Source organism: Photobacterium sp. Ph5, assembly GCF_022129445.1.
Classification (GTDB): Bacteria; Pseudomonadota; Gammaproteobacteria; order Enterobacterales; family Vibrionaceae; genus Photobacterium.
In genome coordinates, this window is the sequence record NZ_JADQAQ010000031.1 from 18,274 (window position 1) to 30,363 (window position 12,090).

A 12,090-nucleotide genomic window follows, 5' to 3' on the forward strand; every position below is an offset into this window, starting at 1 on the left:
CATATTTTGTTATTTATTTTCATTTCAAGATAAATAAAGCCCTTATCTGTTAACAACTTTTGTGAGTATGATCGCGTTTCTGTGCAAATATTTTCAGGCTCACGTAAAAAGTGATCTGGATTATGTTTTTAGTCAATCAGGGGAGTATTATCAGCACCAATTAAGATGTCAGGTACGATCATCTTACTTCAACTTAGCGAAACGGATTCTTTGCTTAAATAGTTGGCTTAATTATTGATTTTATTAAAAGATTCCCAAAGGGCTATATTATGTCTCAGATGATTGATCTTGAAAAAAATAACGAAGCAACACTGAATGTTGCAACTAGAATCGAAGAAGATCTTCTTGGTGAGCGTCACGTTCCAGCAGATGCGTATTGGGGTATTCACACTCTACGTGCAATCGAAAACTTTAATATCTCTAACACCACTATCTCAGACGTACCTGAGTTTGTTCGCGGCATGGTCTTCACCAAAAAAGCGGCTGCGATGGCGAACAAAGAATTAGGCGCGATCCCTTCAGAGGTTGGTAACTACATCGAACAAGCATGTGATCTTATTTTAGAAACAGGTCGTTGCATGGATCAGTTCCCTTCTGATGTATATCAAGGTGGTGCTGGCACCTCTGTAAATATGAATACCAATGAGGTGATTGCAAACCTTGCTCTTGAACTAATGGGCAAAGAGAAAGGTGAATATGACATCATTAACCCAAATGATCACGTAAACAAGTCACAATCAACTAACTGTGCATACCCTACCGGTTTCCGCGTTGCGGTATATAACAGCATCATTAACATGCTTGAAGCATTAGAGTACCTAAAGACAGCCTTCGATGTGAAAGCAACGGAATTTGCTAGCATCTTAAAAATGGGCCGTACTCAGCTACAAGACGCAGTACCTATGACGGTAGGCCAAGAGTTCCATGCTTATAGTGTATTGTTAAAAGAAGAAATCAAAAACCTGCATTACACCGCGCAACTACTGCTTGAAGTCAACCTAGGTGCAACGGCTATCGGTACAGGCTTAAACGCTGCAACGGGTTACCAGCACTTAGCAGTTCAACGTCTAGCTGAAATTACAGGTCTACCTGTTACACCAGCAGAAGACTTGATCGAAGCAACATCCGACTGTGGCGCTTATGTTATGGTTCACGGCGCGTTAAAACGTACGGCTGTGAAACTATCTAAGATTTGTAACGATCTACGTTTACTTTCTTCTGGTCCTCGTGCAGGTATTAACGAAATTAACCTTCCTGAAATGCAGGCAGGCTCTTCTATCATGCCGGCAAAAGTAAACCCAGTTATCCCAGAAGTGGTTAACCAAGTGTGCTTTAAAGTGATTGGTAACGATACAACCATTACTTTTGCTGCAGAAGCCGGCCAGCTTCAACTGAACGTGATGGAGCCTGTTATTGGTCAAGCATTATTTGAATCAATCAGCTTACTGAAAAATGCATGTGTTAATTTACGTGAGAAGTGCATCGAAGGCATCACCGTGAATAAAGATGTCTGTGAGAGCTACGTATTTAACTCTATCGGCATCGTGACTTACTTAAACCCATTCATTGGTCACCATGAAGGCGATATCGTAGGTAAGATCTGTGCTGAAACCGGTAAGAGTGTTCGTGAAGTTGTTCTAGAGCGCGGCTTGCTGACGGAAGAACAATTAGATGATATCTTCTCCATCGAAAACTTAATGCACCCTCAATACAAAGCACAACGCTATAACTAAGCATTGCGCTACATGAGTAAAACAGCGGATTTTCACTAGAGGATCCGCTTTTTTTTGCGAAATTTTTTGTTTTTACCTCAAACTTTTTATTTTTAACTTATATTTTTAAACTTTCAAACAGGAAAAATTATATGATTGGAGTAGAGCTATTTGTTGTCCTTGCCTTTATCTTTTTAGGGGCAAGAATTGGTGGTATCGGGATTGGTTTTGCCGGTGGTGCCGGTGTAATTGTTTTATCGCTAGTGTTAGGTGTACCTACCAGCCAATCATTTATCCCTGTCGATGTTATCTTAATCATCATGTCAGTGATCACCGCTATTGCAGCTATGCAAGTCGCGGGCGGTATGGACTGGCTAGTTCAACTTGCTGAAGATTTTCTGCGTAAAAATCCCAAGCGCATTACCTTCTATGCGCCAATCGTGACCTATTTAATGACGGTAATGGCAGGTACAGGACATACCGCATTTTCAACCTTACCGGTTATTGCTGAAGTGGCTAAAGGCCAAGGTATTCGCCCTTCTCGTCCCCTTTCTATTGCTGTTATTGCCTCACAAATTGCGATTACTGCATCCCCAATCTCTGCGGCTGTTGTTGCTTTCTCCGGTATTTTAGAACCTATCGGCGTAAGCTACGTAACACTGCTAGCAATCTGTATTCCTACAACATTCATTGCTTGTATGGTTGGCGCTTTTGTTGCTAATTTTATGGGATGTGAACTAAAAGACGATCCTATTTATCAAGAACGTCTAGCAAAAGGTCTAGTAACGGCTGAGAATACAAGCCGTCGAGAAATTAAGCCTGAAGCAAAACGTGCAACTTACATCTTTTTAGTCGCGATTATCTTTGTCGTTTGCTACGCCGCTGCTATCTCGCACTCTATTGGTTTAATTGACAACCCAACTCTAGGTCGTAACGAAGCAATCATGTCGGTAATGTTAACAGCAGCCGCAGCAACAGTTTGGTTATGTAAGATTGATGCATCAAAAATTGCTTCTGCACCAACGTTCCGCTCAGGTATGACAGCCTGTATCTGTGTATTAGGTGTGGCTTGGTTAGGTTCAACATTTGTTAATGCACACGTTGATGGTATTAAGGAAGTTGCTGGCTCTCTATTAGGTGACTACCCATGGATGCTATCACTGGTATTATTCTTTGCATCAATGCTACTTTACTCTCAGGGCGCAACAACTGTTGCACTGATGCCAGCAGCATTGGCAATTGGCGTCGCACCGCTAACCATGATAGCTTCATTTGCAGCAGTAAGTGCATTGTTCGTTCTGCCAACTTACCCAACACTTTTGGCAGCCGTTGAGATGGATGACACAGGTTCCACCCGTATTGGTAACCTTGTATTTAACCACCCATTCTTTGTCCCTGGTGTCGTTACGATAGCGACTTCCGTAGCACTTGGTTTTGTTGTTGGTGGCTTCTTACTTTAAGTAGAAAGCCCTCCACTGATAAAAAAAGATTGCTCTTGAGCAATCTTTTTTTTGTCTTAACTTTGACATCCATTTACACAAATTTGAGAAATTATTGCTAAGCTAATAACATCCCGAAAGATAAGAGTTATCACTATGATGTTATTAACGAATTACCCAATTATCATGGCTATAACCATCATCTGTATCCTATTATCTTGCGGGACACTCTGGTTTATCTGTCGCCACCCTATCCCATATAAAGGGTTATACAGTATTGGGCTTGGGATCATTATTGGCCTGTGCTCTATTTTCCTTTTTACTACAATCAAACATTTAGAGCGCCAAGCTCACCTCTCGCCTATACCAACTTTTATCTCAATCCAATCTATTGATGATTTAAATCTGGCATTAGCCGAAGCCGCAAGCCAACATAAACCAGTATTGTTAGATGTAACAGCTGACTGGTGTACGCCTTGTATTGCCTATAAAAAAGAAATATTTCCCTCGCCAGCAGTAGCGCAACAATTACAAAAATACACCTTACTAGAGGCCAATGTAACAGCAAACACCGCCCAAGATTTGGCATTAATGCAGCACTTAAAGGTTATCGGTTTCCCGACCTTATTATTTTGGGATAGTAAGGGAAATACCTCCCCTCAATCCCGCGTCACCGGTTTAATGCCTGCCGAGAAATTTAGTCATCATCTCAGCCAACAAGCACAGTAAACAAATATCCTTATTAAAAAGAGGCACATTTAACAAAACAAGCATCGCGTATTACATCTCAAACCAGTGATAGAGGATCAACATCCGATCTTTATGGTATGAAAATTGCGCAGAGATCAGTGAAGTGTTAGCGTTAGTTTATTAATAATAAAAATAAGTACTGCTATGGAAGCTCAGCACACTATCATTATCGCCGATGATCATCCTCTGTTTCGTAATGCCCTGTTCCAATCGGTCCATATGGCGATTAGCGGTGCCAACCTTCTCGAGGCAGACTCCCTTGATTCTTTATTTTCGTTGTTAGAAAAAGAGTCCGATGTCGATTTGCTCTTACTCGATCTCAAAATGCCTGGCGCAAATGGCATGTCTGGATTAATCCAACTCCGTCAGCAATACCCCGAATTACCGACAGTTGTGATCTCAGCCAGCGAAGAAGAAAAAGTCATTCGTCAGGTCCATAGTCATGGTGCGTTTGGATTTATTCCAAAATCAAGTGATATGCGTGCGTTGATCTCAGCACTGAATCAAGTCCTCGATGGAGAACCTTTTTTTCCTGAAGACATCACAGATAACAATCAAGCTTATCGGGACCTAGCAGATAAAGTCGCCACCCTAACACCACAGCAATATAAAGTATTAGGCATGTTGTCAGATGGCTTGCTCAACAAACAGATCGCTTATGAGCTAACCGTTTCTGAAGCGACAATCAAAGCACACATGACCGCGATATTTCGCAAGCTTGAAGTAAAAAATAGAACCCAAGCCGTTATATTGCTACAACAGCTCGATCTAAATGATTAACCCTTTAGACTTTAGGCTAATCCTAATCAATAATTAGACCATAAAAGCGATTGTCTACTCACAAAAACGCCCTTATCTGGGCGTTTTTGCTTTTTCCCCCTCGACTAAAGTTGCACAGATAGAATCTACTTTCATTGCTATTGTTTCCTTGTAACAATTTATTAACAACAAATATTGTATTTGTAATTGTGAAGGAGATAACAATGGCGTTCGCATCCAAGGAGCAAGCACAAGCCTATTGGAAAGAAAATCTCAGTATCATGGGATCGCTACTCGCAATCTGGTTTGGTGTGTCGTATGGCGCTGGGATCTTATTTGTTGATGCCCTCAATACCATTCAAATTGGTGGCTTCAAGTTAGGTTTTTGGTTCTCACAGCAAGGAGCGATTTATACCTTTGTCGTTCTGATCTTTGTTTATGTTAATCGCATGAATGCTCTCGATCGTAAATTCAACGTTCAGGAAGATTAAGGAAGCGTCAAATGGATATTCAAACTTGGACCTTTATTCTAGTCGGCATTACATTCGCCATTTATATCGGCATTGCCATTTGGGCTCGTGCGGGATCAACCAGTGAGTTCTATGTCGCAGGCGGTGGTGTTCATCCTGTCGCTAATGGCATGGCAACAGCAGCAGACTGGATGTCAGCAGCCTCATTTATTTCAATGGCGGGGATCATCTCATTCATTGGTTACGATGGTGGCGTCTACTTAATGGGTTGGACAGGTGGCTACGTATTATTAGCGTTATGTCTGGCACCTTACTTACGTAAATTCGGTAAATTTACCGTACCTGATTTTATCGGCGATCGTTATTACTCTAAAACTGCCCGCATGGTGGCTGTGTTCTGTGCCATTTTTGTTTCATTCACTTATGTAGCAGGCCAAATGCGTGGGGTTGGAGTGGTATTCGCTCGTTTCTTAGAAGTGGATATCAACATGGGGATCATTATCGGTATGGGGATCGTCTTCTTCTATGCCGTAATGGGCGGCATGAAAGGGATCACCTACACCCAAGTCGCACAATACTGTGTGTTAATTTTTGCCTTCATGGTTCCCGCTATTTTTACTTCTTTAATGATGACTGGCTCACCTATTCCACAATTTGGTTTAGGATCAACGGTCAATGGTTCTGAAACATATCTGCTTGAAAAACTCGATGGCTTAACCACTGAACTTGGCTTTACCGCCTACACTGATGGCTCTAAGAGCATGGTAGATGTGTTCTTTATCTGTGCCGCTCTTATGGTAGGTACTGCAGGTCTACCACACGTTATTATCCGTTTCTTTACTGTACCAAAAGTAAAAGATGCGCGTGTATCAGCAGGTTGGGCATTAGTCTTTATCGCTATCCTTTACACCACGGCACCTGCGGTTGCTGCATTTGCCCGTGTAAATATGATTGATACGATTAACGGTCCAGACATGAAAGGGGTTCCTGCTGAGCAAGCACCAGGTTGGGTGAAAAACTGGGAAAAAACGGGCCTTGTGGCGTGGGAAGATAAAAATAATGATGGCAAGATGTTCTACTCTGGCGATGATCGCAACGAGATGAAAATCAACCGTGACATCATTGTATTAGCTAGCCCTGAACTTGCTAAATTACCTAACTGGGTTGTCGCCCTTCTTGCCGCCGGTGGTTTGGCTGCCGCACTATCAACCGCTGCGGGGTTACTACTGGTGATCTCCACCTCGATTTCACATGATTTACTGAAAAAAGGCTTCAAACCGAACATGACCGACAAACAAGAGTTACTCGCTGCCCGTATTGGTGCCGCCGTAGCGATTGTGGGTGCAGGTTACTTAGGGATCAATCCACCGGGCTTTGTTGCTCAAGTGGTTGCTTTCTCATTTGGCTTAGCCGCCGCATCTTTCTTCCCTGCCATTATTCTTGGGATCTTCTATAAGAAGATGAATAAATCAGGGGCGATAGCAGGCATGATTTCGGGTATTACTTTCACTGCAGCCTACATTATTTACTTCAAATTTATTAACCCTGCAGCAAGTACACCTGACAACTGGTTCTTTGGTATTAGCCCAGAAGGGATCGGTACTCTCGGTATGTGTTTAAACTTTGTTGTCGCAATTGTGGTGAATAAGTTTACTGCCGAAGTACCTGACGATGTCCAAGAGATGGTGGAATCTATCCGCTTCCCTCAAGGCTCTGGCGCTGCCCAAGATCACTAAGTAACACCTCACTTCTCCTTAGCTATACTTCCCTAGCTTTTGCGGAGTCCATTGGACTCCGCCTTTTTCTTTGTGCTAATTCACATTACGCATCTACAGGCAAACATTGATTCAGTACCGTACGAAGCTTTAATGGCTTAACCGGTTTACTAATAAATCCAAAACCATGCCCTCGGATCGCGGCCTGATTTTCGGTCATTCTATCTGCGCTAATCACCACCCCTTTAAAACTATCACCTAACCTTGAACGGCATTGCAGCAAAACTTCTAATCCTGTTTGTTGATGGGATAAATGGTAATCACTAAAGATCACATCAGGTTGCCACTGTTGATCGAGAGCACACATAGCTTCATCAAGATTTTCAGCTAATTTAACCTTACAGCCCCAGCGAGTGAGTAAGGTTTCCATTCCTAATAAAATATCACTTTCATTATCGACACATAGTACTTTTAGCCCAGCTAATGGCGCTTTGCTCTCGGTTGTAGATGCCTGTGTACAAGCTGCTAGCATAGACGCATTACCTAATGGTACTGATAACGAAAATACCGTGCCTTTTCCCTGCCATGAGCGTAAATCTAATGGATGATCCAATACCCGTGAGATCCCACGTGCAATCGCCAGCCCTAACCCCAAGCCATGCTCGCTCCCTGTTTGCTCTATACGAGTAAATTCATCAAAAATATTGGTCTGCTTTTCTGTCGGGATCCCTGGTCCATTATCCCAAACTTCAATCTGTAAACGCAGACCTCGACGTCTCACACCTAACAACACTTTACCGCTAGGGTTATAACGAAAGGCATTGGTTAAGAAATTTTGCAAAGCACGGCGTAAGAGCTTGGCATCTGAAATGATCACCGCATCACTGCATACCACATCAAAGGTGATCTGCTGTTGCTGTGCTAAAGCACCAAATTCAGCTGATAATGTATTGAATACATCACTGACTTTAAACGGCACTATATGCGTTTGTAATTTACCGGCTTCTAAACGAGAGACATCTAATAGATCTCCAATCAGATCTTCTGCCGCACCTAATGCACTTTCAATATGAGTGGCTAGACGTGCACTTTCTTTACCCTCAGCGACTTCGGTTAACGACGATGAAAAAAGGCGTGCAGCATTAAGCGGTTGCATCAAATCATGACTGACCGCCGCTAAAAAGCGACTTTTTGATTGCGCTTGTTGCTCAGCTTGCTGGGTGGCTATCATTAATTGATGATTCAGTTGTTCAAGCTGTTGAGTTCGCTCTTTGACTCGCGCTTCAAGGTTTTCATTAGCTTCTTTTAATGCCATTTCTACCTGACGAAACGCGGTAATATCACTAAAGCTCATCACAAAGCCACCACCAGGCATTGGGTTACCTTGCACTTCTATCACTTGCCCATCAGAGCGAATTCGCGATGACGTATGTGCCGTTCCCCGCTGTAAATGCTCAACTCGCTTAGCAACATGTGCTTCAGGATCGCCGGGGCCACATAATCCTTGCTCAGCGTTATACCGAATCACATCAGTAATTGGGCGACCGACTTGGATCAACCCCGGAGGAAAAGAAAACTGCTCTAAATACCGTTGGTTCCATGCCACCAGCCGAAGCTGTTTATCAACCACAGCAATACCTTGGCTAATATGTTCAATCGCTCCTTGTAATAATCCTCGGCTAAAATCAAACAACTCAGAAGCTTCATCAACAATCGTTGCGACTTCTTCTAATTGCATGTTTCTCCCCTGCAAAGCGGAAGTAAGCACTAACCTTGCTGAAGAAGCACCAAAAACGCCAGCCAATACTCTTTCGGTATGGCGGATCATACTGGCAGAAGCTTGTTGTTGAGGCTCTAAATGATCATCTTGCTGCTCGGCAAACTGAGCAAATGCATGTCGAACGCGTTTACGGCCAACAAAACGAGAAGCCAACATTTCTAATTCTGCGACCGTCACACGGGTTTGATATAAGCTCCCATCTTCTGTTTCTGCAGGAGAGGCACCAACAAAAGAAGCCGCTTGCAAACGTTCAGTGAGTGACGAGCGCGTTATTAATGAAATCCCGACAAACAAACTGACATTGACACATAAACTCAACAACATGCCCCAGTCAACGGAAGATAAACTTCGTAAAATAGGCAGTTGCGGTGGGCTTAATAACCACAGTAAAACATTGCTGCCCGCATCCCCTGCCAGCATACTGGTTTGGCTCATCATGGTAATAAGCCAAATCGTCATCCCACCAACTAAACCGGTATACACGCCTTTTTTATTACCAAAGCGCCAGTAAATACCGCCGAGCAACGCTGGGGCAAATTGTGCAATCGCAGCAAATGATAATAAACCTATCGCCGACAGTGAATGGACGTTATCTAGCACATGGTAAAAGCCCCATGCCGCAAGTAATAACACCGCAATTAACACCCGACGGACATTTAATAATAAACCTGAAAAGGCAGAAAAATTACGCGGTCCAATGCGTACTCGACGTAGCATTAATGGCATCACTAAATCATTCGATACCATAATTGCCAAAGCGATAGTTGATACAATGACCATCCCTGTCGCCGCTGAAGCACCACCGATAAAAGCGAGTAGCGCAATGCCGTTCGCACCTTGCTGTAAGGGCAAATTAATCACGTAAGTATCGGCTAACACATTCGGCAGTAATTGCTGGCCAATCAAAGCAAGAGGGATAACAAAAATCCCCATTAAGAACAGGTAACAAGGAAAAATCCAACGGGCTTTATGTAAATCAGCTTGGCTATGGTTTTCCACTACAATGGTATGAAATTGACGAGGCAAACAGATAATTGCCGCCATGGTAAGTAGCATATGAATAAATAGGCTACCAACATTAGGCGATGTATAAGTAAGTGATTGCCAACTTAGTGCGTTAAGCTGAGGGGCCGTTTGAAATAAACTCAGCGCAAAAATTCCGACCGCGAGAAACGCAGCAAGCTTGATCAATGACTCAAACGCTATCGCCATCATCATACCGCGGTGGTGCTCGGTAGAATCAATATGCCGAGTACCAAACAAAATAGAAAATAATGCTAATACACCTGATACTATCCACGCAGTATCTAGCCCTTCTTGATTAAACACCTCGCCTAAATTCGGCGAGATCTGTTCAAGCCCCAACGTAATACCACGCAACTGCAACGCGATATAAGGCAAAATACCTATCACCGCAATCACGGTGACGAGCATCGCTAATCCTTGCGATTTTCCGTAACGGGCCGCGATGAAATCGGCTATCGAAGTAATGTGTTCACGCTTAGCAATAAAGATCAGCCGAGCTAAGACTTTCCAGCCTAAAGTAAATACGATAATTGGCGCGAGATAAATGGGGAGGAAAGACCACAGCTCACGGCTAGCTTGTCCCACCGTGCCGAAGAAAGTCCACGAGGTACAATACACCGCAATGGATAAACTATATATCCACGGTCGCCACCCTGCTAACCATTGGCTTTTTTTATCGCCATACCATGCAATCGCGAACAGTACACCGAGATATACCAGTGATACGGTTATAACAATCCATCCCTGTACCATCACACATCATCCTTTTTAAACTGATTCACCACTGTAACTAAGTTGTCACAGATTACTCAATCCTGTCTGATCACAGTTCTCTCAGTAAGATAGTGAGTCTTCTCTTTTCTTTGTCGCAATAAAAAGCGCAGCCATCAAGACTGCGCTTTAAAATAGAAGTTAGTAATCACTATACTTTACTGATTTTATATTCCGTCGTCGCGATCTGTTGAGGTGGTGTTAAACGAATAAAGAACACAGGAAAAGCCATCGCAGCCATGATCCAAAACACATTCGCGCCCCAATTACCATACATCCACCCACTCATCGACGTTAATACTGCCATTACCGCCCCAAGAGGGATCGCGTTATATAGCGATTGCAGCGCGACAGAATGGTTACTCGGCTGTTGTTGAATATAACGAATCGCGGCTAAGTGAGCAGCAGCAAAAGTTACGCCATGTAGAGCTTGAATGGGAAACATCAACCATTGATCTGTCAAAGTGGCGGTTAATCCCCATCGTACCAAGACGCCGAATGCTGCTAAGCGGAACATATTATTTACCGACCAACCAGAAAATAAGCGCTTACTAACCAGAAATACCATCACTTCTGCCGCAACACTGAAGCTCCATAAGTAACCAATCATTGATTCACTAAAACCAATTTTCTGCCAATAGATAGAGCTAAAGCCATAATAAGCCGCATGACTACCTTGCAGTAATGCCGCAATCACAATCAACTTAATCACCGCACCATTACATAAAATTCCCCACAATGCAGGACGCACTTGCTCAGAACCTCCCTCATCGAATGGCATAATCGCAGGATTTCTTGCCGCCATTAACTGTGAGAAAGCTAATCCAGATAATGCCACCCACGGAATAATATCGGCACCATAGTGATTAGCCAGCATCCCTACTACCGTTGAGCCCGCAATAAAGGCAATCGAGCCCCATAAACGGGTGCGACCATAATCAAGATGCCCATCTTTTGCATAATGATTCACGATAGCATCAGAAATTGGCACAATAGGCCCAGCGGATAAATTAAATAAGATAGTGACAGCGGCAAGTACCCATAATCCCCCGCCACCGACAATATAAAGAATACAAGCAAGCAGACCGAGCAGAGTAAAACCTCGTAAAGCAGGGATAAGATGCTCTACTTTGTGGATACGCGGGGTTAAGACTAAATTAGCCAAGCAACGAACGGCAAAACCTAACCCCAACAACAAACCAATATCAGAATCATCCACTCCAATATGCTTAAACCAAATAGCCCAAAATGGCAGATAAACACCGTAAGAGAAGAAAAATCCCCACAAGTATTGTGAGCTCCAACTGTAGGGCGAACGTGTAAACATAGTGATCTCGCATAATGTGGTGAATAAAAAAGCAACATATTATGACGTAGTTTTCTTCTCAAACTAATGTCATCGCGCAATTTAACCCCACCAACAACACGTAATTACTCTAATAGTGCGATAGAGATCTCTTTTCTGTTTTTATTTATCTCACGCAATCACTCCAGTTCAGATATTCCCCTACAAATTGTCATGAAAAATCCATGTAACTCGCATTTACTCCCTTTGATCTAGCTCTCTCATCCTAAAGTCTAATTGTAGACATACACAAAATGGAACACCGTATAGGCAGCACAAAACAACTATAAAAAGTCAGTTTGCTCACCCTTGTTACATCGGCT

The 12,090-nt window shown here is 43.1% G+C and carries 8 protein-coding genes; 6 read left to right on the forward strand and 2 right to left on the reverse strand.

Going from position 1 to position 12,090, the window contains the following annotated elements; all coding sequences use genetic code 11:
* The first annotated feature begins 269 nt into the window (after positions 1-269).
* The 6 genes from aspA (at position 270) to I3259_RS12890 (ending at position 6,866) form a co-directional block, all read left to right on the forward strand.
* Entirely contained in the window at positions 270-1,733 is a 1,464-nt protein-coding gene (gene aspA, locus I3259_RS12865) for an aspartate ammonia-lyase (protein ID WP_238029990.1), read from the forward strand.
* A gap of 131 nt (positions 1,734-1,864) precedes the next feature.
* Positions 1,865-3,172: an anaerobic C4-dicarboxylate transporter gene (locus I3259_RS12870; protein ID WP_238029991.1), complete on the forward strand. Its 1,308-nt coding sequence runs from the start codon at positions 1,865-1,867 to the stop codon at positions 3,170-3,172.
* Between the two features lie 135 nt (positions 3,173-3,307).
* Complete coding sequence (locus I3259_RS12875; protein ID WP_238029992.1) at positions 3,308-3,880, forward strand: thioredoxin fold domain-containing protein; 573 nt, start codon at positions 3,308-3,310, stop codon at positions 3,878-3,880.
* A gap of 165 nt (positions 3,881-4,045) precedes the next feature.
* Complete coding sequence (locus tag I3259_RS12880) at positions 4,046-4,681, forward strand: response regulator transcription factor (RefSeq protein WP_238029993.1); 636 nt, start codon at positions 4,046-4,048, stop codon at positions 4,679-4,681.
* A 203-nt stretch (positions 4,682-4,884) separates the two neighbouring features.
* Positions 4,885-5,151, forward strand: a complete 267-nt coding sequence (locus I3259_RS12885) for a DUF4212 domain-containing protein (protein WP_238029994.1) — start codon at positions 4,885-4,887, stop codon at positions 5,149-5,151.
* Between the two features lie 11 nt (positions 5,152-5,162).
* Positions 5,163-6,866: a sodium:solute symporter family protein gene (locus I3259_RS12890; protein WP_005372636.1), complete on the forward strand. Its 1,704-nt coding sequence runs from the start codon at positions 5,163-5,165 to the stop codon at positions 6,864-6,866.
* 85 nt (positions 6,867-6,951) lie between these two features.
* Here I3259_RS12890 and I3259_RS12895 read toward each other — a convergent pair whose 3' ends face one another.
* Both I3259_RS12895 and I3259_RS12900 read right to left on the reverse strand, forming a co-directional pair.
* A complete protein-coding gene (locus tag I3259_RS12895) occupies positions 6,952-10,404 on the reverse strand; it encodes a PAS domain-containing hybrid sensor histidine kinase/response regulator (RefSeq protein WP_238030011.1) in 3,453 nt (1,150 codons plus the stop codon).
* A 169-nt stretch (positions 10,405-10,573) separates the two neighbouring features.
* Entirely contained in the window at positions 10,574-11,749 is a 1,176-nt protein-coding gene (locus I3259_RS12900; RefSeq protein ID WP_238029995.1) for a 3-phenylpropionate MFS transporter, read from the reverse strand.
* Positions 11,750-12,090: the final 341 nt, after the last annotated feature.

What these genes read in the sequence shown, in the direction of transcription:
- aspA (WP_238029990.1), top strand. Translation starts at nt 270, where the DNA reads ATGTCTCAGATGATTGATCTTGAAAAAAATAACGAAGCAACACTGAAT.
- I3259_RS12890 (WP_005372636.1), top strand. Translation starts at nt 5,163, where the DNA reads ATGGATATTCAAACTTGGACCTTTATTCTAGTCGGCATTACATTCGCC.
- I3259_RS12900 (WP_238029995.1), bottom strand. Translation starts at nt 11,749, where the DNA reads ATGTTTACACGTTCGCCCTACAGTTGGAGCTCACAATACTTGTGGGGA.
- I3259_RS12880 (WP_238029993.1), top strand. Translation starts at nt 4,046, where the DNA reads ATGGAAGCTCAGCACACTATCATTATCGCCGATGATCATCCTCTGTTT.
- I3259_RS12885 (WP_238029994.1), top strand. Translation starts at nt 4,885, where the DNA reads ATGGCGTTCGCATCCAAGGAGCAAGCACAAGCCTATTGGAAAGAAAAT.
- I3259_RS12875 (WP_238029992.1), top strand. Translation starts at nt 3,308, where the DNA reads ATGATGTTATTAACGAATTACCCAATTATCATGGCTATAACCATCATC.
- I3259_RS12870 (WP_238029991.1), top strand. Translation starts at nt 1,865, where the DNA reads ATGATTGGAGTAGAGCTATTTGTTGTCCTTGCCTTTATCTTTTTAGGG.
- I3259_RS12895 (WP_238030011.1), bottom strand. Translation starts at nt 10,404, where the DNA reads ATGGTACAGGGATGGATTGTTATAACCGTATCACTGGTATATCTCGGT.